Genomic DNA, 23,986 nt, shown 5'->3' on the forward strand with positions numbered 1-23,986 from the left:
GAGGAGGACCCATGCCCACCGCAGTGCAGGTGACGAAGACCGGCGGCCCGGAAGTGCTCGAAGCGGCCGAAGTGGACGTCCGGGCCCCGCAGGCCGGCGAGCTGCTGGTCGACGTCGCCGCGGCCGGGGTGAACTACATCGACACCTACCAGCGCCAGGGCATCTACCCGATGGAGCTGCCGTTCGTCCTCGGGCTCGAGGGCGCCGGCACGGTCGTGGAGGCGGGCGCCGACACCGGCTTCGCGGCCGGTGACCGCGTCGCGTGGCAGGGCTCGATCGGCAGCTACGCGGCCCGCAAGATCGTGCCGGCTTCGGTGGCCGTGCGGGTGCCCGAGGGCGTCTCCCTCGAGACCGCCGCCGCGACGATGCTGCAGGGCATCACCGCGCACTACCTGGTCGCCTCGACCTTCGAGGTCAAGGCGGGCCACGACGTGCTGGTGCACGCGGCCGCCGGCGGCGTCGGGCTGCTCCTGGTCCAGCTGGCGAAGGCGCGCGGCGCCCGCGTCATCGGCACGGTGTCGACCGAGGAGAAGGGGAAGCTCGCCCGGGAGGCCGGCGCCGACGAGGTGATCCGCTACGACCGCGACGACTTCGCCAAGCTCACCCGCGAGCTGACCGGCGGCGACGGTGTCGACGTCGTCTACGACGGCGTGGGCAAGGACACCGTCGACGGCAGCCTCGCCAGCCTCAAGGTCCGCGGCCTGCTCGCGCTGTTCGGCGCCTCGAGCGGCCCGGTCCCGCCGCTCGACCCGCAGCGCCTCAACTCCGGCGGCTCGCTGTACCTGACCCGCCCGACGTCGGTGCACTACACGCGCACGCGCGAGGAGCTCGACTGGCGCTCGAAGGAGCTGTTCGACGCCATCCAGGCGGGCGACCTGACCATCCGCATCGGCGGGAAGTACCCCCTGGCCGACGCGCGCAAGGCCCACGAAGACCTCCAGGGCCGCCGCACCACCGGCAAGCTCCTGCTCATCCCCTGACCGTACCTTTCACGTGAAAGTGCCGCCCCGAGGTGGGCACTTTCACGTGAAAGTGCAGCCGGTCAGCCCTGGGTGCCGGGCACCGTGACGGCGTCGGTGACGAACACCAGCGTCTCGTTCGGCTTGATGCCCCGGCCGCCCTCGCCGTACGCGAGGTCCGGCGGGATGATCAGGAGGCGGCGGCCGCCCTGCTTGATGCCCGCCAGGCCCTGATCCCAGCCCGGGATGACCTCGCCCGCGCCCAGGTTCAGGTCGAACGTCTCGCCGCGGTCGTAGGAGTTGTCCAGCACCTTCTTGTCCGACCACGTCACCAGCAGGTAGTTCATCTTCAGCTGCTGGCCCGTCTTGGCCGGGTTGCCGGTGCCCTCGGACAGGTCCTTCGTGATCAGCTTCTTCGGCGGGTCACAGTCGGCCGGGATGGTGATTTCGGGCTTCTCGCCGAACTTCCCCGTCGTCTTGATGTCGTCCGCCGTGCACTCGCGGCCCTTGCTCTGGGTCGCCGGGGCGGCGGCGTCCGACGTCGGCGCCGCGGTGGGGGGCGCCGAGGCCGGCTCGGTCTTGGCGTCCTGGCCGCATGCGGCCAGCGACAGCGCCGCCGCGGCGACGACCACGATCTTCCCGATCTTCTGCATGCGAGGCACCCTAGCCAAGCACGGAGAGTGCCGGTACCTCGTCACCGGTCCGGACCACGCCGAGCCGCCGGGTCGCACGCGTCAGGGCCACGTACAGGTCGTTGAGCCCGCGCGGCGAGCCCGCGACGACCTCGTCCGGCGCCACCAGCACCACCGAGTCGAACTCCAGGCCCTTGGACCGCTCGACCGTCAGCACGCTCAGCCGTTCGTCCGACGCCCCGAGCAGCGCCGAAACCGCGTCGAGCCGGGCCGCGGGCACCAGCACCGCCACCGTCCCGCCGTCCACTTCGGACAGTTCGCGGGCCACCAGCTCCGGCAACGCCGACTCCAGCGACGCCGGGCGCTCCGACCACGGCGCGACCCCGGTCTCCCGCACCGAAGACGGCGCCGACAACGACGGGTCGACCTCGCGCAGCACCCGCGCGGCCACCGCCATGATCTCCGCGGGCGTGCGGTAGTTCACGGTCAGCTCCTCCAGCCGCCACCGGTCCGCGACGTACGGCGAGAGCACCTCGCCCCACGACCGCGCCCCGCCCGCCGCGCCGGTCTGGGCGACGTCGCCGACCAGCGTCATCGAGCGGTTGGGCGAGCGGCGCATGAGCAGCCGCCAGTCCATCGCCGAGAGCTCCTGGGCCTCGTCGACGATCACGTGCCCGAACGTCCAGGTCCGGTCCTGCGCCGCCCGCTGGGCCGCGGTCAGCTCGCTGCGCGCGACCTGGCGCTCGGCGAACAGCTCGGCGTCGAGGACGTCGGAGACGCGCAGCAGCTCCTCGTCGATGATCTCCTCGTCCTGTTCGAGGATGTCGAGCACGCCCTCGGCGTACGCGCGGTCCTCGCGCTCACGGCGTTTGCGCTCGACGCGGGCCTCGGTGTCGTCGACGCCGATCAGCTCGGCCAGCTCGTCGAGCAGGGGCACGTCGGCCGGGGTCCAGCGCGCGTCGCGCCCGCTCTCCAGCAGGGCGCGCTCCTCGGGCGACAGCAGCTTCCGGACCGCGCTCGAGAGCCGTTCGCGGTCGGCGAACAGGTCGTCGAGCACCCCTTCCGGGGTCAGCACCGGCCACAGCGAGTCCAACGCCGCCGCGACGTTCTCGTCCGCCGCCAGCTCGGCCCGGATGTCGGCCACGTCCTGCCCGTCGAGGAGGTCGTCCCCCAGCTTCCGCGCGGCCTGGCGGGTCAGCGCGTCGAGGACGTCGGAGACGAACAGGCGCCGCGCCGGGTTGTGCGGGCGCCGCGAGCGGCGGGCGCGGGTCCGGGCGTCGGTGCACGTCTTGCGGTCCAGCCGCAGCACGTCGTGCTCGTACTCGATCTCCAGCACCGGCTCGGGCACGCGCTGGCGGTCCCGGACGGCGTTGGCGAGCACGTCGGCCAGCACCAGCCGGCCCTTGACCTCGGCGGCTTCGCGGGATTCGACGCCGTCGGCGTCCAGGCCCGGGTAGAGCTGCCCGATGGTGGCCAGCAGCACGCCGGTCTCGCCGAGCGAGGGCAGCACCTGGCCGATGTAGCGCAGGAACGTGCTGTTCGGCCCGACGACCAGCACGCCGCGGGTCGTGAGCTGCTGGCGGTGCGTGTAGAGGAGGTAGGCCGCGCGGTGCAGGGCGACGGCGGTCTTGCCGGTGCCCGGCCCGCCCTGCACGACCATGACGCCGCCCAGCGGGGCGCGGATGATCCGGTCCTGCTCGGCCTGGATGGTCGCGACGATGTCGCTCATCTCACCCGTGCGCCGCTGCTCCAGCGCCGCCAGCAGCGCCGCCTCGCCGGCCAGCCCGAGGTCCTGGCCCTGGTCGGCGGCGGTGAGGTCGAGGACCTCGTCGTCGAAGCCGGTGACCTTGCGGGTCAGCGACCGCAGGTGCCGCCGCCGGCGCACCCCTTCGGGTGACGCCGCGGTGGCGAGGTAGAACGGCCGCGCGACCGGCGCCCGCCAGTCGACGAGCAGCGGCTTGTAGTCGTCGTCTTCGTCGAACAGCCCGAGCCGGCCGATGTAGGTGGTTTCCTCGGCGCTGTCGGGGACGAAGTCGAGCCGGCCGAAGGCCAGCCCCTGTTCGACGGAGCCGAGCTGGGCCAGCCGGTCGGTGTACAGCGTCGTGGCGACGTCGCGCTCGGTGCGGGCCTGCGGGGTCCCGCCGGTCTGGCGCAGCGTCTCGTCGAGGCGGCGCTGGGCTTCGACGCGTTCGGCGTCGAGCTTCGCGTAAAGGGTGGTGACGTACGCCTGCTCGCGGGCGAGCTCGGCGGAGAAGTCGTCCGAAGACAAAGATCCTGCTTTCGCCTCAAGGAAAAGAGCCGGTCAAGTCTAACGACCCCGGCTCCGCGATCATTCCGGCCCGAGGCCGCAGCGGGGGAAGACCTCGCTGCCGGGCGCGAGCACGGCCGGCAGCACCTTCTCCCCCGGCGCGCACGACACGCTCGCGGCGGGCAGCTCCCCGCTCTCCACGATCCGGCCGGTCCCGGTGCGGCGCAGCACGACGGCGCCGCGGCTGGTCAGCGCACGGCAGTTCGACGACGTGTACCGGACCCCGCCCGGGACCGGGGTGGCGGTGACCGGGGTGTAGCCGCCGAGCGACTCCGGGGCCAGCCAGACGACCGGGCCGAACGTCACCGGCCCGGCGCCCGCGACAGCGGTGCGCTGCCCGGGCGCGAGCAGCGGGACCTCGGCGCGCGTCGAGCCGGCCGCCACCGGGATCCGGTACGCGAACTGGGTACTGGTGTTTTCGACCACGGTGCCGGCGCCCTGCTCGGCCACGCGGAGGCCGCCGCCACCGGGAGCGGCGCCGGGCGCTCCCGGGATCGCGGTGATCCGGGACGGGATGGCGCAGGCGGTGCCGAGCAGCTGGTTCGTGTCGAGCGGCACCTTGCCCCGGCCGAGCAGGACCAGCAGGCCCAGGACGACGACCGCGGCCACCGCGATCCCGGCCCGTCTCAGAACGGCAGGCCGAGGGTGGGCAGGCCGATCGCCGAGTCGACGGCCAGCGCGACGAACACGATCATCAGGTACGTGTTCGAGCGGTGGAACAGCGCCATCGGCTTGGTCTCTTCACCACGCCGCACCGCCGCCTGCAGGCTGTGCGCGTAGAAGAGGAACCAGCCGCCGGCGAGGATCGCGAAGGTGCCGTACAGCCACGAAGTCACCGGGAGCAGCAGCAGCGTCCACGCCACCATCACCCACGAGTAGATGACGATCTGGCGGGCGACGTGCTGGGCGGTGGCGACCACCGGCAGCATCGGGACGCCGGCGCGCTCGTAGTCGTCGCGGTACTTCATGCCCAGCGCCCAGGTGTGCGGCGGCGTCCAGAAGAAGATGACGCCGAACATCACGAACGCCGGCCACTGCACGGTGCCGGTGACCGCGGCCCAGCCGATGACGACCGGCATGCAGCCCGCCGCACCGCCCCAGACCACGTTCTGCGACGTGCGCCGCTTCAGGCCGAGCGTGTAGACGAAGATGTAGAAGAGGATCGTCGCGACCGCGAGGATCGCCGACAGCAGGTTGACCGTGAGGTAGAGCACCACGGCCGACGCGACGCCCATGACCAGGCCGAAGACCAGCGCGCCCCGGCGGGGCACCGAGTCCTTGACCAGCGGACGGCGCTTCGTGCGGTTCATCACCTTGTCGATGTCCGCGTCGATCACGCAGTTGAGCGCGTTCGCGCTGCCCGCGGCCATCGTCCCGCCGACCAGCGTGGCCAGCACCAGCCACGGCGAGGGGATCTGACGGCCGGCGAGGAACATCGCCGGGATGGTGGTCACCAGAAGGAGCTCGATGACCCGCGGCTTCGCCAGCGCGGCGTAGGCGCCGACGACCCGGCGGATGCTTCGCCGGTCACCGTGCGGTCGCTCACCGGTCGGGTGCACGGCGCTGGTGTCTTCACTGCGTCCGTGCGCAGCGTTCACCAACGACATTTCACTCCCTGCGTCAGGTTCGGGCGGGTCCGTGCCGAAGGCCGTGGTGGAACGCCGGTCTGAACCCTCGACCGATGTTAGACGTGGTGAATCCCGTGGGTGATCGCGGGTCCTCGACGGGCCTAAGCACTAGGCTGACCGCGACGGGCCGCGATTGCCCCTGCGCAGGGTCGCGAGCAGGAATATCGTCCCTTCGGGATCGATTGAGATAGATGACCCCGCGCACGGGTAACCGGAACGAGGAAGACCAGCCGCAACCATCATGACCGGGAGTTGGAGTTCAGTGTCCGAAACTGCCCCTACCAGCGAGAACAACCCACTCCTCCGGCGTAACGTCCCCGCCGACTGGACCGACACCGACACCCGCGCCGTGGACACCGTCCGGGTGCTCGCCGCGGACGCGGTCGAGAACTGTGGCAGTGGCCACCCCGGCACCGCGATGAGCCTGGCGCCGCTGGCCTACACGCTCTTCCAGCGCACGCTGCGTCACGACCCGAACGACCAGAACTGGCCGGGCCGCGACCGGTTCGTGCTTTCGGCGGGCCACTCGAGCCTGACCCTCTACATCCAGCTGTTCCTCGCCGGCTACGGCCTCGAGCTCGAGGACCTCAAGCAGCTGCGCAAGTGGGGCTCCAAGACCCCGGGGCACCCGGAGTACCGGCACACCGACGGCGTCGAGACCACCACCGGGCCGCTCGGCCAGGGCCTGGCCAACGCCGTGGGCATGGCGATGGCCGCCCGCCGCGAGCGCGGCCTGCTGGACCCGGACGCCGCGCCCGGCGAGAGCATCTTCGACCACTACATCTACGCCATCGCGTCCGACGGTGACATCGAAGAGGGCGTCACCTCCGAGGCCTCGTCCATCGCGGGCCGCCAGGAGCTGGGCAACCTCATCGTCTTCTGGGACGACAACAAGATCTCGATCGAGGACGACACCAACATCGCGCTGTCCGAGGACACCGTCGCGCGCTACGAGGCCTACGGGTGGCACACCCAGGTCGTCGAGGGCGGCGAGGACGTCGTGGCGATCGAGGAGGCCATCAAGGCCGCCAAGGCCGAGACCGGCCGCCCGTCGTTCATCGCGCTGCGGACCGTCATCGGCTACCCGGCCCCGAAGAAGATGGGCACCGGCAAGGCGCACGGCGCCGCGCTGGGCGCCGAAGAGGTCGCCGCGGTCAAGGAGATCCTCGGCTTCGACCCGGAGCAGTCCTTCCAGGTCGACGACGACGTGCTCAAGCACACCCGCCAGGCGCTCGAGCGCGGCAAGACCGCGCACGCCGAGTGGACGCAGAAGTTCGAGGCGTGGGGCCAGGCCAACCCGGAGCGCAAGAAGCTGGCGGACCGCATGTCCACCCGCACGCTGCCCGAGGGCTTCGCCGACAACCTGCCGAAGTGGGAGCCGGACGCCAAGGGCATCGCGACCCGCAAGGCCTCCGGTGAGGTGCTCAACGCCCTCGCCGACCCGCTGCCGGAGCTGTGGGGCGGCTCGGCCGACCTGGCCGAGAGCAACAACACCACGATGAAGGGCGCCGACTCGTTCGGTCCCGAGAAGGCCGCCACCGACATGTGGCAGGCCAACCCGTACGGCCGGACGCTGCACTTCGGCATCCGCGAGCACGCCATGGGCTCGATCCTCAACGGGATCGCGCTGCACGGCGGCACCCGCCCGTACGGCGCGACGTTCCTCATCTTCTCCGACTACATGCGCCCGCCGGTCCGGCTGGCCGCGCTGATGAAGGCGCCGGTCACCTACGTCTGGACGCACGACTCGATCGGCCTCGGCGAAGACGGGCCGACGCACCAGCCGATCGAGCAGCTCTCCGCGCTGCGCGCGATCCCGGGCCTCAACGTCGTCCGCCCGGCGGACGCCAACGAGACCGCGTACGCGTGGAAGGCCGTGCTGGAGGACGTCCACCACCCGTCCGGCCTGGCGCTCACCCGCCAGAACGTGCCGGTGCTCGAAGGCACCAGCGCCGAGGGCGTCGCCAAGGGCGGGTACGTCCTGGCCGACTCCGACGGCACCCCGGACGTGGTGCTCATCGCCACCGGCTCCGAGGTCCAGCTCGCCGTCGAGGCGAAGAAGACCCTCGAGGCCGACGGCGTCAAGGCGCGCGTCGTCTCGATGCCGTGCGTCGAGTGGTTCGACGCGCAGGACGCGGCCTACCGCGAATCCGTCATCCCGGCCGGTGTGAAGGCCCGCGTGTCCGTCGAGGCGGGCATCGCCCAGTCGTGGCACCGCTTCACCGGTGACGCCGGGGTGAACGTTTCGATCGAGCACTTCGGCGCCTCCGCCGATGCCGCCACACTGTTCCGTGAGTTCGGTTTCACCACGGAGGCAGTCGTCGACGCGGCCCGCCGCTCGATCGCCAACACCAAGAATTCCTGAAGGGGATGACAGTAATGAGCAACGACAAGCTCGCGCAGCTGTCCGAGGCCGGTGTATCGATCTGGCTCGACGACCTCTCGCGTGAACGCCTCAACACCGGCAACCTCGCGGACCTGATCCGCGACAAGCACGTCGTCGGCGTCACGACCAACCCGACGATCTTCGCCAACGCGATGTCGAAGGGTGACGCCTACGACGAGCGCACGAAGGAGCTCGCCGCCCAGGGCGCCGACGTCGAGGCGACCATCCGGGACCTGACGACGACCGACGTGCGCAACGCCGCCGACCTGTTCCGCGACGTCTACACCGCCACGAACGGCGTCGACGGCCGCGTTTCGATCGAGGTCGACCCGCGCCTGGCCAAGGACACCGACAAGACGGTGGCCGAGGCGAAGGACCTGTGGAAGACCGTCGACCGGCCGAACGTGCTGATCAAGATCCCGGCCACCGAAGAGGGCCTGCCGGCGATCACCGCGACGCTGGCCGAGGGCATCAGCGTCAACGTCACGCTGATCTTCTCCGTCGAGCGCTACAAGAAGGTCATCGAGGCCTACTTCGCCGGTCTCGAGCAGGCGAAGGCCAACGGCCACGACCTGCGCGGCATCCACTCGGTCGCGTCGTTCTTCGTCTCCCGCGTGGACACCGAGATCGACAAGCGCCTGGACGCCATCGGCACCGACGAGGCCAAGGCCCTGCGCGGCAAGGCGGCCGTCGCCAACGCGCGGCTTGCCTACGCGGCCTTCGAGGAGCTCTTCGCGACCGACCGCTGGAAGGCCCTCGCGGCCGACGGCGCCCACGCGCAGCGCCCGCTGTGGGCCTCGACCGGCGTGAAGAACCCGGACTACTCGCCGACGCTCTACGTCGACGACCTGGTCGTCAAGGACACCGTCAACACCATGCCGGAGAAGACCCTTGACGCGGTCGCGGAGCATGCTGACCTCAAGGGCGACCGGGTCACCGGGCACGGCAAGGACGCGCAGCAGGTCTTCGACCAGCTCGAGGCCGTCGGCATCGACATCACCGACGTCTTCCTGGTGCTGGAGAACGAGGGCGTCGAGAAGTTCGAGAAGTCGTGGACCGAGCTTCTGGACACCGTGAACGGGCAGCTCGAGAAGGCGAAGGGCTGAAGCACGACATGACGACAGGTGAGAAGACCGGCGTCGAGATCGTGGACGCCGCACTGGCGGAGCGCGCCGCCCCGCTGGCCGACCGGCTGGTCGCCGACCAGGCCGCGTCGAAGCTGGCGGCGAAGGACGCGACGCTCTGGGGGCCGGAGGCCGAACCCGAGGCGTCGATCCGGCTGTCGTGGACGACGCTGCACAAGTCGTCGCGGCCGCTGATCGGCGAGATCGAGGCGCTGCGGACCGAGCTGCGCAGTGAGGGCGTCGACCGCGTCGTGCTGGCCGGCATGGGCGGCTCGTCGCTCGCGCCCGAAGTGATCACCGCGACCGACGGCGTCCCGCTGACCGTCCTCGACACGACCGACCCGGGCCAGGTCGCCGACGCGCTCGCCGGCGACCTCGACCGCACGGTCATCGTGGTGTCGTCGAAGTCGGGCGGCACCGTCGAGACCGACAGCCACCGGCGGATCTTCGCGAAGGCGTTCGCCGACGCGGGGATCGACGCGGCGCGGCGGATCGTGGTCGTCACCGACCCGGGCTCGCCGTTCCAGGAACTGTCCGAAAAGGAGGGCTACCGCAAGGTCTTCCTCGCCGACCCGCACGTCGGCGGCCGCTACTCGGCGCTGACCGCGTTCGGGCTCGTCCCGGCCGGCCTGGCCGGCGCGGACGTCGCCCGGCTGCTCGACCAGGCCGCTTCGGTGGCCGAAGAGCTCGCCGCGGACTCGGCCGACAACCCGGCGGTCAAGCTGGCCGCCGCCTGGGCCGCCGCGCACGAGGCCGGCGCCGAGAAGGTCGTGCTGGCCGACTCCGGCTCCGGCATCAAGGGCTTCCCGGACTGGGCCGAGCAGCTGATCGCGGAGTCCACCGGCAAGCAGGGCACCGGGCTGCTGCCCGTCGCGGTCGAAAGCCCGGCGGCGCCCGGCTTCGACGACGCGAAGGCCGACGCCACGGCGGTCGCGGTCGGGAGCCCGCAGGGGGCGGCGAAGATCGCCGTCACCGGCTCGCTCGGCGCGCAGTTCCTGCTGTGGGAGTTCGCCACGGCGCTGGCCGGCCGGCTGCTCGGGATCAACCCGTTCGACCAGCCCGACGTCGAAACCGCGAAGAAGGCGGCCCGTGCGCTGCTGGACGACCCGGAGAAGCTGAAGGGCGGCGAAACGGCGTCCACTGTGGACGGACCGGTCGAGATCTTCGGCAGCGACGGGGTTTCCACCGAAGGCAGCCTCACCGACGTGCTGCGCGCGTTCTTCGCTTCGGCGCCGGACGCGGGCTACCTCGCCGTGCAGGCCTACCTCGACCGCCTCGACGACGCCTCGACCGAGCTGCTGCGCGGCGAGATCGCCAAGGCCACCGGGAAGCAGACGACGTTCGGCTGGGGACCGCGGTTCCTGCACTCCACCGGGCAGTACCACAAGGGCGGGCACCAGAACGGCGTGTTCCTGCAGCTCACCGGCGTCGTCGAGCAGGACCTCGACGTGCCGGACCGGCCCTACACGCTGGGTCAGCTGCAGCACGCGCAGGCACTGGGCGACGGGCAGGTGCTCGCCGAGCACGGCCGCCCGGTGCTGCGCCTGCACCTGACCGACCGGGCCGCCGGGCTCGCGGCGGTCGTCCGCGCGGTACAGGAGGTCGGCGCATGACCTGGAGCAATCCCCTTCGCGATGAGCGGGACAAGCGGCTCCCGCGCATCGCCGGGCCGTCCAGCCTGGTGATCTTCGGGGTCACCGGCGACCTGGCCCGCAAGAAGCTGATGCCCGCCATCTACGACCTGGCCAACCGCGGGCTGCTGCCCGCCGGCTTCTCGCTCGTCGGGTTCGCCCGGCGCGACTGGGAGCACCAGGACTTCGGCGAGCTCGTGCACGACTCGGTCAAGGAGCACGCGCGGACGCCGTTCAAGGAGTCGGTGTGGAACCGGCTCGCCGAAGGCATCCGGTTCGTGCAGGGCACCTTCGACGACGACGACGCCTTCGACCGGCTCGCGCAGACGGTCAAGGACCTCGACAAGGAACGCGGCACGGGCGGCAACACCGCGTTCTACCTGTCGATCCCGCCCGGCGCCTTCCCGGTGGTGACCAAGCAGCTGGCCCGCTCCGGGCTGGCGAACGCCGACGAGAAGACGTGGCGGCGCGTGGTCATCGAGAAGCCCTTCGGGCACGACCTGAAGAGCGCCGAAGAGCTGAACGCGATCGTCAACGACGTCTTCCCCGAGGAGTCGGTGTTCCGCATCGACCACTACCTCGGCAAGGAGACGGTGCAGAACATCCTGGCGCTGCGCTTCGCCAACCAGCTGTTCGAGCCGATCTGGAACGCCAACTACGTCGACCACGTGCAGATCACCATGGCCGAGGACATCGGCCTCGGCGGCCGCGCGGGGTACTACGACGGCATCGGCGCCGCCCGGGACGTCATCCAGAACCACCTGCTGCAGCTGCTGGCCTTCACCGCGATGGAGGAGCCGCTGTCGTTCGACCCGCGGGCCCTGCGCGCGGAGAAGATCAAGGTGCTCTCGGGCACCAAGCCGCTGGGGCCGCTGAACAAGACCACCGCGCGCGGCCAGTACGCGGGCGGCTGGCAGGGTGGCACGAAGGTGCCCGGCCTGCTGCAGGAAGAGGGCTTCGCGAAGGACTCGAAGACCGAGACCTACGCCGCGGTGACCCTCGAGGTGCAGAGCCGCCGCTGGGCCGGGGTGCCGTTCTACCTGCGCACCGGCAAGCGGCTCGGCCGCCGCGTCACCGAGATCGCCGTGGTGTTCAAGCGGGCGCCGCACCTGCCGTTCGACTCGACGTCGACCGAGGAGCTGGGGCAGAACGCCCTGGTCATCCGGGTCCAGCCGGACGAGGGCATCACGCTGCGGTTCGGCTCGAAGGTGCCGGGGACCACGATGGAGGTCCGCGACGTCACGATGGACTTCGGTTACGGGCACGCGTTCACCGAGTCCTCCCCCGAGGCCTACGAGCGCCTGATCCTCGACGTCCTGCTGGGCGAGCCGTCGCTGTTCCCGGTGAACGAAGAGGTCGAGCTGTCCTGGAAGATCCTGGACCCGATCCTCGAGCACTGGGCCAAGGAAGGGTCGCCGGAGCAGTACCCGCCGGGTACCTGGGGCCCGCCGTCCGCCGACGAAATGCTGGAGCGCACCGGCCGGAAATGGAGGCGCCCGTGATCATCGACCTGCCGTCCACCACGACTTCGGCGTTGAACAAGAAGCTGGTGGAGATCCGCGAACAGGGCGGGCAAGTCGCGCTCGGGCGGGTGCTGACGCTGGTCATCGTGGCCGACGACGACGCCAGGCTCGAAGAGGCCATCGAGGCGGCCAACGGCGCGAGCCGCGAACACCCGTCGCGGGTGATCGTGGTGGCCAAGGGCGCCCGCACGGCGGCTCCGCGCATCGACGGCCAGATCCGCGTCGGCGGCGACGCCGGCGCGAGCGAGGTCATCGTGCTGCGGCTCTACGGGCCGCTGGCCGCGCAGGGCCAGAGCGCGGTGGTGCCGCTGCTGCTGCCGGACGCGCCGATCGTCTGCTGGTGGCCGGGTGCCGGCCCGAAGGACCCGGCGAACGACCCGCTGGGCCAGCTGGCGCAGCGCCGGATCACCGACTCCGCCGCGGAGAAGAGCCCGGTCCGGGCCCTGCTGACGCGCGCCAAGGCGTACACCGCGGGCGACACCGATCTGGCGTGGACCAGGCTGACCCGCTGGCGGGCGCAGCTGGTGTCGGCGCTGGACCTGCCGCCGTTCGAGAAGATCACCGGCGCGACGGTGACCGGCGAGGCCGACTCGCCGTCCACCGAGCTGCTCGCCGGCTGGCTGGCGGAGTACCTGAAGGCGCCGGTGAAGCGGGTGAAGAGCGCGGGTGCCGCCGGGATCATCTCGGTGACGCTGGACCGCCGGTCCGGCCCGGTGGAGCTGCACCGCCCGGACGGCCGCGTCGGCACGCTGACCCAGCCCGGCCAGCCGACCCGCCGCATCGCGCTGCAGCGCCGCAACAACCAGGACTGCCTGATCGAGGAGCTCCGCCGGCTCGACCCGGACGAGATCTACGAGGCCGCCCTGCACGGCCTCGGCAAGATCGCGCCGGGCACGAACGGCAAGACGGGGGCCCCGCCGAAGGCCGACGTCACCTCGCCCGCCGCCGCGGCGGCCGGTGCCAAGAAATGAGCAAGACGGAAGTAGTCGTCTACGCGAACCAGGACATCCTGGCGGCCGCCGCGGCCGCCAGGCTGGTCACGCGGCTGGTCGACGTCCAGGCGGCCAAGGGCACGGCGTCGCTCGTGCTGACCGGCGGCGGCACGGGCATCGCGGTGCTCTCGGAGCTGCAGGCTTCCTCGGCCCGCGACGCGATCGACTGGTCCCGCCTGGACATCTACTGGGGCGACGAGCGGTTCGTCCCGGCGGATTCGGACGAGCGGAACGAGAAGCAGGCCCGCGAGGCCCTGCTGGACCACGTCCCGCTGGACCCGAAGCGCGTCCACGCGATCGCCCCGTCGGACGGCGAGTTCGGCGACGACCCGGACGCGGCGGCGGCGTCCTACGCGTCGGTGCTGGCGGACAACGCGGGCCCGGAGGACCACGGCGACGTCCCGACGTTCGACATCATGCTCCTGGGCCTCGGCGGCGAGGGCCACACGGCATCGGTGTTCCCGGAGTCGCCGGCGGTGTACGAGACCGAGCGTTCGGTGGTGGCGGTGCGTAACTGCCCGAAGCCGCCGCCCACGCGGGTTTCGCTGACCCTGCCGGCCATCCGCCGGGCCCGCGACGTGTGGCTGCTGACGGCGGGCGAGGCGAAGGCGGACGCGGTGGCGTTGGCGCTGTCGGGGGCCGGCGAGGTCCAGCTGCCGGTGGCGGGGGCCCGAGGGCACCGGCGCACACTGTGGCTGCTGGACCGCGCCGCGGCGGGCAAGCTGACGAAGGTCTACCAACCGCCCACGGCTTAGCTTCCGGTGGTTCGTGAAGGCCGCCTTGGGGAACTTCGAGTTCCTCAAGGCGGCCTTCACCGTTTTCGGCGCACGGAACCCAGGCCGCGGCGGTCGGCGCCTGCTCGGCGGCGGTCCGAGCCGTCCGATCCGGCCCTCGGCCGCGACCACACAAGACTCGGCCACCGCACGCGGCTGAGCCAGCCACCCGAGACGGCCGCGCCCGACCAAGCCTTGCGCGGGCGTCGCCGAACCAGTGCCCAACGGTCCGGAGCCGCCAGGAAGACCGCGGCCGACTTCGCGTTCCTCAAGGTGGCCTTCACCGTTTTCCGGGCTCTTCCGTGGGCCAGCCGCGCGCCAGGCAGCCGAAGATCTCCTCCGCCGCCGCGCGCGGGTCCTCGTGGGCCGTGATCAAGTCGCGGGACGCCAGTGCGAACCTCGCCAGCGCCGCCGCCCGTACGTCGCCCGGTGGGGCGCCCGACTCCTGCGCGATCGCCCGTGCCAGTGCCGTCTCGTGGCGCATCCACATGCGCCTGCCGTACTCGCGCAGGGCCGGGGTGCTCTCGATCAGGCGCAGGAACTCCTCGTCCGGGCCGCCGTCGGAGACGTCGCGGAGGATGTGCGCGTGCAGGGCTTCCACGATCGGGCTGCCCGGCGGGCGGTCGTGGACCGCGGCGACCAGGGCCGCCTCGATGTCGTCGTCCTGGTCGAACAGCAGGGCTTCCTTGCTGGGGAAGTACTTGAACAACGTCGTCACCGAGACGTCGGCGGCGTCCGCCACCTCCTTCACCCCGACCTCGTCGTAGCCGCGTTCGAGGAACAGCTTCAGCGCGGCGTCGGCCAGGGCCTGCCGCGTCTGCGCCTTCTTGCGCTCGCGGCGCCCGATCACTTCGGTCATGCACCCCAGCCTACGTGATGGTGAACTCACTTCAAAAGTTGAGTCGTTGCACTTTTTGAGTCACTGTGCTTTTCTGGGTTCAGGCCACCGGATCAGCCGGGGCCCCGAACTCCCAGGGGGAAGTCATGAACTCCATCGCGATCGTCGGCGCCGGCCTCGGCGGCCTGGCCTGTGCCCGCGTCCTGCAGCAGCACGGCGTCGACGTCACCGTCTTCGAACAAGAAGCCTCCGCCGAGGCCCGCCCCCAGGGCGGCACGCTCGACATGCACGGCGACACCGGCCAGGTCGCCCTCCGCACCGCCGGCCTGTACGACCGGTTCCGCGAACTGGCCCGGCCCGAGGGCCAGCAGATGCGCGCCCTCGACCCGTACACCGCCGAAGTCGTCATCGACGAAACCCCCGACGACGACTTCCGCCCCGAAATCGACCGCGGCCAGCTCCGCGGCATCCTCCTGGACTCGCTCGCGCCGGGCACCGTCCGGTGGGGGCGGGCGATCACCGGCGTCGCCGGCGCCCGGCTGACCTTCGCCGACGGCGAGACCCGCGACTTCGACCTCGTCGTCGGCGCGGACGGTGCCTGGTCCCGCGTCCGCCGGACCCTCACCGGCGTCCGGCCGGTGTACAGCGGGGTCACGTTCGTCGAGTTCGACCACGGCGGCGCCTCGGACCTCGCGGCCATGGCCGGCCAGGGCACCATGATGACCAAGGCCGGCGGGCGCGCCCTCTTCGCGCAGCGCACGAGCAACGGCGACGTCCGCTGCTACGCCGTGTTCTACGCCCCCGAGGACTGGCACACCGGCCTCGACTTCGCCGACACCGCCGCGGTGCGCACGCACCTGCTCGAGCGCTACGCCGGCTGGCACCCCGGCGTGCTGCGGTTCCTCTCCGACGCCGACGGCGGGTTCACCCACCGGCCGCTGCACGTCCTGCCGGTCCCCCACGCGTGGACCCACACGCCGGGCCTCACCCTGCTCGGCGACGCGGCCCACCTGATGCCGCCACTGGGGGTCGGCGCGAACCTCGCGCTCCTCGACGGCACCGAGCTCGCCACCGCGCTGGCGACGGCGCCGAGCGTCGACGAGGCGGTCATGGCGTACGAGGCCGGGATGCTGCCGCGGTCGATCGAAACCGCGAAGGCGTGCGCGAGCGGCCTCGACGACCTGCTCAGCGACGACCTCCACTCGATGGCCGCCTGAAGAACTACCGCCGGACGCCCACACGTGGGTAACATGATTCCCACGATGTGGTCGTCCGGATGCACACAGGGAAGCAGAGCTCCCACTCTGAGTAGCACCCTACCGCGACTATCCCCCATTTGGATCAAGCCGTTGCGAAATCCGGACGCCGGAGCACCGACGGCGGGTGAAACTTACCGTCTTCGTACGTGACCTCGTTAGCATCCGCACATTTGTCCGTTGCTGCGCGTCCCGATCGGGCCCTGAGCACCTCTCACCATCAAGTCCACAAGACGAATGGGGTCGCCAGCGATGAGTACAGAGGGACTCTCGATTCCAGGCATCTCGATCGCGAGCTCGGGGCCGTCGGCCGCCGAGCGGGTGCGGAAGCGGGGGCTGAGCGTGTTCGGCTCGGTCCCCCGGCCCGCCGTGGTCACGTTCGCCATCGAGGCGGCCGCGGTCATCCTGGCGGTGCTCGACGTCTGGCTGGTGATCCCCGAGAAGGCCCAGCCCTATTCGATCTGGCTCTCCGGCGCGGCCTGCCTCGCGGTGGTGTTCCGGCGGAAGTTCCCGTTCCTCGCCGTGCTCGTCGCCGTCCCCGGCTTCCTGGCCGGGTGGGCGCAGCTGGCATCGATGATCACGCTCGGCATGCTCGCCACCCGCCGCCAGCTGCACTGGCAGGTCTGGGTCGGCGCCGCGCTGGTGTGGATCTGCCGGTTCGTGCAGTGGCCGCTGGAGGACTTCGCCGAGCTCAGCTGGCGCGAGCACATCCTCGACGGCATCTACGGCGTGCTCGTCGCGGGCATGCCGATCGCGATCGGCCTCCTCATCGGGGCGCGGGCCGAGGTCGCGAACAAGCTCGCCGAGCTGGCCACGAGCCGCGACCGTGAGCGCCGCTTCCACGCCGACGCCGTCCGCGCCGAAGAGCGCGCCCGGCTGGCCCGGGAGATGCACGACGTCGTGTCCCACCAGATCACGCTGATCGCGATGCAGGCCGGCGCGCTGCAGGCCCAGACCACCGACGACCGGGCGCAGGAGACCGCGCAGGTCATCCGGACGCTGTCGAAGCGGACGCTGGAGGAGCTGCGGTCCCTGCTGAGCGTGCTGCGCGCGGGCGCCGACGACGACGGCCCGCGTCCGGGGATCAACGACCTCGACCGGCTGATCCGGACGTCGGAGGTCCCGGTGCACCTGTCCGTGGAGCACCTGCCGGAAGCCCTGCCGAACCAGGTCTCGGCGGCGGCCTACCGGACCGTCCAGGAGTGCTTGACGAACGTCCACAAGCACGCCCCGGGCGCGACGGCGACCATCCGCATCCAAGGTGAGCACGGCGCGCTCAAGATCGAGGTCCGCAACGAGCGGGCGAGCCGCCCCGGCGAATCACTCCCCTCGGGCGGCCACGGCCTGACCGGGCTCGCCGAGCGGGCCCGCCTGCTGGGCGGGAGCTTCGAGACGTCGAAGTCGAAGGACGGCGGCTTCCGGGTGCGGGCCCGGTACCCGCTGGACCGCTGACACCGCGCTGAGCAGCCCCCGATTTCCAGGCTATCCCTGGGGGGCCGGCAGTTCCGGTCGCGTACGAATCGGCGCCCGGAACTGTCGGATCTCCCCGGTAGCGTGGAAATCGGGGGCTGCTCAGGTGCGGGCGCGCGAAAAACCACCCCGAGGAGTCCCGGGGTGGTCTTGAGCCCGAACCGCTTAGAGGATTTCCCGGCGCTTGCGCAGACGCTCGAGCGCCTCCGCCAGGATGGCCTCGCCGTCGGAGTCGCTGCGGCGCTCCTTGACGTAGGCCAGGTGCGTCTTGTAGGGCTCGGTCCGTGGGGCGGCCGGTGGGTTCTTTTCGTCCTGCCCGCCCGGAAGCCCGCAGCGCGGGCAGTCCCACTCGTCCGGGATCTCCGCGTCGAGCGCGAACGACGGCCGGGCCTCGTGGCCGTTGGCGCACCAATAACCTACCCGGCGCCGTGGCGCCGATTCACCCCGTTCCGATTCGCCCGTAGGACCGGCACCCACCCTGGTGCCCCGAATCGCGTTACCGCCAACCATGAATCCTCACACCTAGGAATCGGCGGCGCGCCCCCCTATAGGCACGCCGAATCGCGCGTTCCGCCGTCGGATCCGGTCGCGATCGCGGCGGCGAGACGCCGGACGCGTCACACCTTGAGCAGCAGACCCAAGCCCACGATGCTGATCAGCCAGACCGCGCCCAGCAGCAGGGTGATCCGGTCGAGGTTCTTCTCGGCCACGCTCGACCCGGCCAGGCTCGACTGCATCCCGCCGCCGAACAGCGACGACAGGCCACCGCCCCGGCCGCGGTGCAGCAGCACGGCGACCACCAGCAGGACGCTGGAGACGATCAACAGGATTTGCAGGAACAGCTTCATGTCATCCTCTGGGCTCTAGGAGAATGCAGGGGTACGGCATGGTCGTTTCCGACCTCCACCGTACCCCTGGACTCGTCCACTGCTGTGTGACGGACCGGATACACAGGTTACCCGGTCGTGGCCTCGATCAGGGCAGCGGCCCGCCCGCGGCGAGTGCGCAGAGTTTCGTGAACTCCTCACCGTCGAGGCTCGCTCCGCCGACCAGGGCACCGTCGATGTTCTCGCAGCCCACCAGCTCGCTGATGTTGCCCGACTTCACCGATCCCCCGTAGAGCACCCGGACGGACGAAGCGACGTCGTCGCCGTACTTCTCCTGGAGGGTCCCCCGGATGGCTTTGCAGACCTCTTCGGCGTCGGCCGACGACGCGACCTTGCCGGTGCCGATCGCCCAGACCGGCTCGTACGCGACGACCACGCCGGAGACCTGCTCGGCCTTGAGGCCCTTCAGGCCCTCGATCAGCTGCGTCGTGGTGTGGTGGATGTGCTCGCCGGCCTCGCGGACCTCGAGCTTCTCCCCGATGCAGAGGATCGGCGTGATGCCGTGCTTGAGCGCGGCCTTGACCTTCTTGTTGACCAGCTCGTCGGTCTCGGCGTGGTATTCGCGCCGCTCCGAGTGCCCGACCGCGACGAACTTGCAGCCCAGCTTCGCCAGCATCAGGCCCGAGATGTCACCGGTGTAGGCGCCCGCGTCCTGCGGCGCGATGTCCTGCGCGCCGTAGGTCAGCGAGAGCTTGTCGCCGTCGACCAGGGTCTGCACGCTGCGGATGTCGGTGAACGGCGGCAGCACCGCCACGTCGACCTTCGCGTAGTACTTCTCCGGCAGCGCGAAGGCGATCTTCTGGACGAGCGCGATCGCCTCGAGGTGGTTCTGGTTCATCTTCCAGTTGCCGGCGATGAACGGCTTGCGTGCCACTAGTTCTTCTCCTCCAGGGCCACGACGCCCGGCAGTTCCTTGCCCTCGAGGTACTCCAGCGAGGCACCGCCGCCGGTGGAGATGTGCGAGAAGCCGTCTTCGGGCAGGCCCAGCTGCCGCACCGCGGCGGCCGAGTCGCCGCCGCCGACCACGGTGAACGCGTCGCTCTTCACGAGGGCTTCCGCGACGGCGCGGGTGCCGCCCGAGAACGCCTCGAACTCGAACACGCCCATCGGGCCGTTCCAGAACACGGTCTTGGCGTCGGCCAGCTTGCCGGCGAACAGCTCCCGGCTCGCCGGGCCGATGTCCAGGCCCTGGCGGTCGGCCGGGATGGCGGTGGCCGCGACGACCTCGTGCTCGGCGTCGGCCGAGAACTCCGTCGCGGCGAGCACGTCGACCGGCAGGACCAGTTCGACGCCGCGCTTCTCGGCCTCGGCGAGGAAGCCCTTCACCTGGTCGAGCTGGTCGGCCTGCAGCAGCGACTGGCCGACCTCGTGGCCCTGGGCCTTGAGGAAGGTGTACGCCATGCCGCCGCCGATGAGCAGCCGGTCGACCTTGGTCAGCAGGTTCGCGATGACGCCGAGCTTGTCGGACACCTTCGCGCCGCCGAGCACGACCACGTAGGGCCGCTGCACGTCGTCGGTCAGCTTCTTCAGCACGTCCAGCTCGGCCAGCACGAGGCCGCCCGCGTACGCCGGGAGCACCGAGGCGACCTCGTAGACCGAGGCCTGCTTGCGGTGCACGACGCCGAAGCCGTCGGAGACGAACGCGCCGCCGGGCACCAGCGCGCCCAGCTCGGCGGCCAGCTCGGAGCGGTCCACGGCGTCCTTGCTGGTCTCGCGCGCGTCGAAGCGCACGTTCTCCAGCAGGACGACGCCGCCGTCGGCCAAGCCGCCGGTCAGCGCCTTCGCGGACTCGCCGACCAGGTCACCGGCCAGTGCGACCTCGGCGCCGAGCAGCTCGGAAAGCCGCTGGGCGACGGGCGCGAGGGTGTACTTCGCGTCCGGCTCGCCCTTGGGGCGGCCGAGGTGCGCGGTGACGACGACCTTCGCGCCCGCGTCGGCGAGCTTCTTGATCGTCGGCAGCGCGGCGCGGACCCGGCCGTCGTCGGTGATACGGGACCCGTCGAGCGGGACGTTCAGGTCGGACCGCACGAGTACGTACCGGCCCTGAACGCCCTCACCCAGCAGGTCGTCGAGGTTCTTGACGGTCATCCGGCTCAGAGCTTCGAGCCGACGAGCTTGATCAGGTCCGCGAGGCGGTTGGAGTAGCCCCACTCGTTGTCGTACCAGCCGACGACCTTGACCTGGTTGCCGATGACCTTGGTCAGCGGCGAGTCGTAGATGCAGGACGCCGGGTCGGTGACGATGTCCGAGGACACGATCGGGTCGACCGAGTAGCGCAGGATGCCGGCGAGGGGGCCCTCGGCGGCGGCCTTGTAGGCGGCGTTGATCTCCTCGACGGTGGCGGCCTTCTTCAGGGTCACCGTGAGGTCGGTCGCCGAGCCTGTCGGCACCGGGACGCGCAGCGCGTAGCCGTCCAGCTTGCCGAGCAGCTCCGGCAGCACGAGGCCGATCGCCTTGGCGGCACCGGTCGAGGCCGGGACGACGTTCAGGGCGGCGGCGCGGGCGCGGCGGAGGTCCTTGTGCGGGCCGTCCTGCAGGTTCTGGTCCTGCGTGTACGCGTGGATCGTGGTCATCAGGCCCTGCTCGATGCCGAAGGCGTCGTTGAGGACCTTGGCCAGCGGGCCGAGGCAGTTGGTGGTGCACGAGGCGTTGGAGATGATGTTCTGCGAGCCGTCGTACTTCTCGTCGTTGACGCCGAGGACGACGGTCAGGTCCTCGCCCTTGGCGGGCGCGGAGATGATGACCTTCTTGGCACCACCGGCGATGTGCGCCTTGGCGGCGTCGGCGTTGGTGAAGAAGCCGGTCGACTCGACGACGACGTCCACGCCCAGGTCGCCCCAGGGCAGGTTGGCCGGGTCGCGCTCGGCGAGGGCCTTGATGGTCTTGCCGTCCACGACGATGCCCTCGTCGCTGACGCTGACCTCACCCGGGAACCGGCCCAGGATGGAGTCGTACTTCAGCAGGTGGGCCATGGTGGCGACGTCGCCGAGGTCGTTGAAGGCGACGACCTCGATGTCGTGGCCGCTGGCCTGCACGGCGCGGAAGAAGTTGCGGCCGATGCGGCCGAAGCCGTTGACACCTACGCGAACGGTCACTGCTGCCACTCCTCTGAGGATCGGCCGGGAGTCCCGGCCGTGACTTGCGGGCTCGCGGCAACCCTAGCGTGCGGGCATGCGCGTCCCTGACTGCCCTGACGAGACTTCCACCACTTGGCGAACGGGTCAAGAATCGATTAAGAAGGCTGGTGATTTTGCTGGACTCCGGCGGGGCGGACCACGGCGGACCGGTGAGGGTGGGCGGTCCGGGGCGCGGGACCGGTTCCGGCTGGGAGTGCGGGGTACAGCTCCGGTCGGGCGGGGGTTGCCGATGGGGTGATTTTGGGGGCTGTAACGATTCAGCTCGTGGTGGGTCGCGAGGGGTGTTTCGAGCCGGGTGAGGCGGGCTCGACGGGGTGTGTGAGGTCGGCGGCTCGACCGATCCAGCGACGGCTACCGGGCCGGGTGCACCCGGCTGGGCGGCTTTCGCCGCGAGGGGTGACACCCGCTTGTCTCCGTGAGGGGTGGCATTCGCGGCGGTTGGCCAAGCGCCCGCGGTGCTGAGGGCGGGGCCCCGGCAGATTGCGCGGCAGCCCACCAGAGCTCATGGGCGGGTAGCCGATGGCGAGGCACCCCGGGGCAGCACCGCGGAGGGCGGGCTCGGCCGACTGCGAGGCAACTCACGGCTGGGCACCACGGATGGCGGGGTCGGCGAGCGCCGGCACCAGCCCCAACGGCCGCTCGGCGTGGTGGCTAGCAGGAGCCGACCAGGCCGCGAGCGCGGGCACCGACCCCAGCGCGCGCACGGGGTGGCGGGCCCCGGGTGGCGAGCGCGGACACCAGCCCCAACGGGCGCACGGCATGGTGGCCAGCAGAGGCCAACCAAGCCGGAAGCGCAGACACCAACCCCAGCGGGCGCACGAAGTGATGGCGGGCCCCGGGTGGCGAGCGCGGACACCAGCCCCAACGACCGCTCGGCATGGTGGCCAGCAGAAGCCAACCAAGCCGGAAGCGCAGACACCAACCCCAACAGCCGCTCGGCGTGGTGGCCAGCAGGAGCCGACCAATCCGGAAGCGCAGACACCAGCCCAAACGGCCGCACGAGGTGGCGGCAACCGGAGCCGATCAAGTCGCGAGCGCGGGCACCAACCCCAACGGCCGCTCCGCGTGGTTGTCAGCAGGAGCCGACCGCAAGCGCAGGCACCAGCCCAACAGCCGCAAAAGGCGCCGAAGCAGAAGCCGACCAGACCGCAAGCGCAGACACCAGCCCCAGCGGGCGCAACGGGGTGGTGGCGGGCCCCAGGTGGCGAGAGCGGGCGCGAGCCCGCCGCGCTATGCCGATAGCTCCCGTTCCAGCGGTGTCCGGAACCGGGGCACCGTCCGGACCTCGCCGAACCATCCCTCACAGCGCGCCGCCTCCGCCTTGACCGCCGCCGTCACTTCCGTTCCCACGTCCTCCAGCAACCGGTACGCGATCTCCCCCGACGGGCGCTGGGCCCATCCGCCCACGACCCGGCCCGAGGACCAGATCGTCGGGCCGATGTTGCCGCTGCGGTCGAACAGTGCCGCTCGGTGCGGGCCCAGGAACCAGTCCCGGTCCTGCCAGCCCATCGGCGTCGGGTCCAGGGCCGGCAAGAACGCCACCCACGGTGGCGGCGAAGGCACCGGCTCCAGGTCGTCCGGCAGCGCGATCCCCGTGACTCCCTCGAGGTCCACCTCCACCGGCGACAACCCGGCCAGTGCCTTCTTCGTCTGCCCCGCCGTCCAGCCCGTCCACCACCTCAGGTCGGTGATCGGGGCCGGGCCGTACGCCTGCAGCCAGCGGCGGGCCAGCTCGGTGCGCGCCTCCTCCGCGTCCCACGCGCGCAGCCCGGGCGCCCAGGAATCCATCGGGTGCCAGACGTACTGCGTGCTGATCCAGCTCCCCCGCGGCCGCCCGCGCACGATGCGGCCGGCCGCTGCCAGGAGGAACAACACGCGGCTCGTCACGTTGCCGATCGCTTCGTACGGCTTGCCCGCCGCCATCAGCAGCTGCTGGCGCAGCCGGGGCTCGTCCTCGCTCAGCTGCTGCGCCGTCGCCGAGCCACGCGCGCGCAGTGCCTCCTCCACCGAAGCCTCGACCGAAGCCAGCCACTTCCCCGGCTCCGGCACGTTTTCCGGGTGGCCCTGCTGCCCGAGGTGCTGCTCCAACAATTTCCGCTGCTTGACCTCGATGTCCGCGGTGCACGCGGCCTGCACGAGCGCCGCCGCCTCGAGATCCGTCACGAACACCGTGCGGCGCATGCCGAGCAGCCGCAGCAGCGTCCGGTCGGTGTACAACGCTTGCTCCACCAGGGAAATCGCCGGGGACGCGAGCCGCGCGCACGCCGACAGGTGGACGGTCGCCGGGTCGGTCGCGTGCAGGGCGACGATCCCCGTCACCGCCTCCGCCACCGTGGGGGCGGGCGTGGCGAGGTGGTGGCGGGTCCCCAGGCGGGCCCGGCGCTGTTCGGTGCTGATCTTCGGAGGCACCCGCTCTTCCTACCAGCGCGCACCGACAAAAAC

Annotated in this window: 20 protein-coding genes; 9 read left to right on the forward strand and 11 right to left on the reverse strand. The window is 71.2% G+C overall.

Going from position 1 to position 23,986, the window contains the following annotated elements; all coding sequences use genetic code 11:
• Positions 1 to 11: 11 nt before the first annotated feature.
• Positions 12 to 980: a quinone oxidoreductase gene (locus MUY14_RS22155; RefSeq protein WP_247011493.1), complete on the forward strand. Its 969-nt coding sequence runs from the start codon at positions 12 to 14 to the stop codon at positions 978 to 980.
• 62 nt (positions 981 to 1,042) lie between these two features.
• Here MUY14_RS22155 and MUY14_RS22160 read toward each other — a convergent pair whose 3' ends face one another.
• From MUY14_RS22160 to MUY14_RS22175, 4 genes are read right to left on the reverse strand one after another with little or no spacing between them, the layout of a single operon-like run.
• The gene (locus MUY14_RS22160; RefSeq protein ID WP_247011495.1) at positions 1,043 to 1,612 is read right to left on the reverse strand and encodes an FKBP-type peptidyl-prolyl cis-trans isomerase; all 570 of its coding nucleotides are present in this window, start codon (positions 1,610 to 1,612) and stop codon (positions 1,043 to 1,045) included.
• Between the two features lie 10 nt (positions 1,613 to 1,622).
• Complete coding sequence (locus tag MUY14_RS22165; RefSeq protein ID WP_247011497.1) at positions 1,623 to 3,860, reverse strand: ATP-binding domain-containing protein; 2,238 nt, start codon at positions 3,858 to 3,860, stop codon at positions 1,623 to 1,625.
• 60 nt (positions 3,861 to 3,920) lie between these two features.
• Complete coding sequence (locus MUY14_RS22170; protein ID WP_247011499.1) at positions 3,921 to 4,508, reverse strand: hypothetical protein; 588 nt, start codon at positions 4,506 to 4,508, stop codon at positions 3,921 to 3,923.
• 17 nt (positions 4,509 to 4,525) lie between these two features.
• Positions 4,526 to 5,506 (reverse strand): heme o synthase, encoded by a 981-nt coding sequence (locus MUY14_RS22175; protein WP_247011501.1) that lies wholly within the window; start codon positions 5,504 to 5,506, stop codon positions 4,526 to 4,528.
• Between the two features lie 283 nt (positions 5,507 to 5,789).
• Here MUY14_RS22175 and tkt point away from each other — a divergent pair, with 283 nt between their 5' ends.
• The 6 genes from tkt to pgl are packed head-to-tail and all read left to right on the forward strand — an operon-like array spanning position 5,790 to position 13,938.
• A complete protein-coding gene (tkt, locus tag MUY14_RS22180) occupies positions 5,790 to 7,892 on the forward strand; it encodes a transketolase (protein WP_247011503.1) in 2,103 nt (700 codons plus the stop codon).
• Between the two features lie 14 nt (positions 7,893 to 7,906).
• Complete coding sequence (tal, locus tag MUY14_RS22185) at positions 7,907 to 9,019, forward strand: transaldolase (RefSeq protein ID WP_247011505.1); 1,113 nt, start codon at positions 7,907 to 7,909, stop codon at positions 9,017 to 9,019.
• Positions 9,020 to 9,027: 8 nt separating this feature from the next.
• The gene (locus MUY14_RS22190) at positions 9,028 to 10,650 is read left to right on the forward strand and encodes a glucose-6-phosphate isomerase (RefSeq protein WP_247011507.1); all 1,623 of its coding nucleotides are present in this window, start codon (positions 9,028 to 9,030) and stop codon (positions 10,648 to 10,650) included.
• Positions 10,647 to 12,170 carry a glucose-6-phosphate dehydrogenase gene (gene zwf / locus MUY14_RS22195; RefSeq protein ID WP_247011509.1) on the forward strand — a complete coding sequence of 508 codons (1,524 nt, stop codon included), beginning with the start codon at positions 10,647 to 10,649 and terminating at the stop codon, positions 12,168 to 12,170. Before MUY14_RS22190 ends, zwf begins: the two co-directional genes overlap by 4 nt.
• On the forward strand, positions 12,167 to 13,162 hold the full coding sequence (opcA, locus tag MUY14_RS22200; protein WP_247011511.1) for a glucose-6-phosphate dehydrogenase assembly protein OpcA: 996 nt from the start codon (positions 12,167 to 12,169) through the stop codon (positions 13,160 to 13,162). The genes zwf and opcA overlap by 4 nt, the downstream gene beginning before the upstream one ends.
• Positions 13,159 to 13,938, forward strand: a complete 780-nt coding sequence (pgl, locus tag MUY14_RS22205; RefSeq protein WP_247011513.1) for a 6-phosphogluconolactonase — start codon at positions 13,159 to 13,161, stop codon at positions 13,936 to 13,938. The genes opcA and pgl overlap by 4 nt, the downstream gene beginning before the upstream one ends.
• Before the next feature lie 298 nt (positions 13,939 to 14,236).
• On the opposite strand, the gene MUY14_RS22210 is transcribed toward pgl, so the two are convergent.
• Complete coding sequence (locus MUY14_RS22210) at positions 14,237 to 14,815, reverse strand: TetR/AcrR family transcriptional regulator (protein WP_247011515.1); 579 nt, start codon at positions 14,813 to 14,815, stop codon at positions 14,237 to 14,239.
• Between the two features lie 125 nt (positions 14,816 to 14,940).
• Here MUY14_RS22210 and MUY14_RS22215 point away from each other — a divergent pair, with 125 nt between their 5' ends.
• Both MUY14_RS22215 and MUY14_RS22220 read left to right on the forward strand, forming a co-directional pair.
• Positions 14,941 to 16,011, forward strand: coding sequence for an NAD(P)/FAD-dependent oxidoreductase (locus MUY14_RS22215; RefSeq protein ID WP_247011517.1), 1,071 nt, complete (start codon positions 14,941 to 14,943; stop codon positions 16,009 to 16,011).
• 291 nt (positions 16,012 to 16,302) lie between these two features.
• On the forward strand, positions 16,303 to 17,502 hold the full coding sequence (locus tag MUY14_RS22220) for a sensor histidine kinase (RefSeq protein WP_247011520.1): 1,200 nt from the start codon (positions 16,303 to 16,305) through the stop codon (positions 17,500 to 17,502).
• Between the two features lie 183 nt (positions 17,503 to 17,685).
• On the opposite strand, the gene MUY14_RS22225 is transcribed toward MUY14_RS22220, so the two are convergent.
• The 6 genes from MUY14_RS22225 to MUY14_RS22250 form a co-directional block, all read right to left on the reverse strand.
• The gene (locus MUY14_RS22225; RefSeq protein WP_247011523.1) at positions 17,686 to 18,030 is read right to left on the reverse strand and encodes an RNA polymerase-binding protein RbpA; all 345 of its coding nucleotides are present in this window, start codon (positions 18,028 to 18,030) and stop codon (positions 17,686 to 17,688) included.
• A 107-nt stretch (positions 18,031 to 18,137) separates the two neighbouring features.
• A complete protein-coding gene (gene secG, locus MUY14_RS22230; protein WP_003071471.1) occupies positions 18,138 to 18,368 on the reverse strand; it encodes a preprotein translocase subunit SecG in 231 nt (76 codons plus the stop codon).
• A gap of 127 nt (positions 18,369 to 18,495) precedes the next feature.
• The gene (gene tpiA, locus MUY14_RS22235; RefSeq protein WP_247011525.1) at positions 18,496 to 19,281 is read right to left on the reverse strand and encodes a triose-phosphate isomerase; all 786 of its coding nucleotides are present in this window, start codon (positions 19,279 to 19,281) and stop codon (positions 18,496 to 18,498) included.
• Positions 19,281 to 20,495 carry a phosphoglycerate kinase gene (locus tag MUY14_RS22240; RefSeq protein WP_247011527.1) on the reverse strand — a complete coding sequence of 405 codons (1,215 nt, stop codon included), beginning with the start codon at positions 20,493 to 20,495 and terminating at the stop codon, positions 19,281 to 19,283. Before MUY14_RS22240 ends, tpiA begins: the two co-directional genes overlap by 1 nt.
• A 5-nt stretch (positions 20,496 to 20,500) precedes the next feature.
• On the reverse strand, positions 20,501 to 21,502 hold the full coding sequence (gene gap / locus MUY14_RS22245) for a type I glyceraldehyde-3-phosphate dehydrogenase (RefSeq protein WP_247011529.1): 1,002 nt from the start codon (positions 21,500 to 21,502) through the stop codon (positions 20,501 to 20,503).
• Positions 21,503 to 22,774: 1,272 nt separating this feature from the next.
• Entirely contained in the window at positions 22,775 to 23,953 is a 1,179-nt protein-coding gene (locus MUY14_RS22250) for a winged helix DNA-binding domain-containing protein (RefSeq protein ID WP_247011531.1), read from the reverse strand.
• Positions 23,954 to 23,986 lie beyond the last annotated feature (33 nt).

The organism is Amycolatopsis sp. FBCC-B4732, assembly GCF_023008405.1.
Classification (GTDB): Bacteria; Actinomycetota; Actinomycetes; order Mycobacteriales; family Pseudonocardiaceae; genus Amycolatopsis; species Amycolatopsis pretoriensis_A.

Excerpts from the sequence above, each read along its gene's own strand:
- MUY14_RS22155 (WP_247011493.1), top strand. The coding sequence starts at position 12 with ATGCCCACCGCAGTGCAGGTGACGAAGACCGGCGGCCCGGAAGTGCTC.
- MUY14_RS22160 (WP_247011495.1), bottom strand. The coding sequence starts at position 1,612 with ATGCAGAAGATCGGGAAGATCGTGGTCGTCGCCGCGGCGGCGCTGTCG.
- MUY14_RS22175 (WP_247011501.1), bottom strand. The coding sequence starts at position 5,506 with ATGTCGTTGGTGAACGCTGCGCACGGACGCAGTGAAGACACCAGCGCC.
- tal (WP_247011505.1), top strand. The coding sequence starts at position 7,907 with ATGAGCAACGACAAGCTCGCGCAGCTGTCCGAGGCCGGTGTATCGATC.
- MUY14_RS22190 (WP_247011507.1), top strand. The coding sequence starts at position 9,028 with ATGACGACAGGTGAGAAGACCGGCGTCGAGATCGTGGACGCCGCACTG.
- zwf (WP_247011509.1), top strand. The coding sequence starts at position 10,647 with ATGACCTGGAGCAATCCCCTTCGCGATGAGCGGGACAAGCGGCTCCCG.
- pgl (WP_247011513.1), top strand. The coding sequence starts at position 13,159 with ATGAGCAAGACGGAAGTAGTCGTCTACGCGAACCAGGACATCCTGGCG.
- MUY14_RS22210 (WP_247011515.1), bottom strand. The coding sequence starts at position 14,815 with ATGACCGAAGTGATCGGGCGCCGCGAGCGCAAGAAGGCGCAGACGCGG.
- MUY14_RS22215 (WP_247011517.1), top strand. The coding sequence starts at position 14,941 with ATGAACTCCATCGCGATCGTCGGCGCCGGCCTCGGCGGCCTGGCCTGT.
- MUY14_RS22220 (WP_247011520.1), top strand. The coding sequence starts at position 16,303 with ATGAGTACAGAGGGACTCTCGATTCCAGGCATCTCGATCGCGAGCTCG.
- MUY14_RS22225 (WP_247011523.1), bottom strand. The coding sequence starts at position 18,030 with ATGGTTGGCGGTAACGCGATTCGGGGCACCAGGGTGGGTGCCGGTCCT.
- secG (WP_003071471.1), bottom strand. The coding sequence starts at position 18,368 with ATGAAGCTGTTCCTGCAAATCCTGTTGATCGTCTCCAGCGTCCTGCTG.
- MUY14_RS22240 (WP_247011527.1), bottom strand. The coding sequence starts at position 20,495 with ATGACCGTCAAGAACCTCGACGACCTGCTGGGTGAGGGCGTTCAGGGC.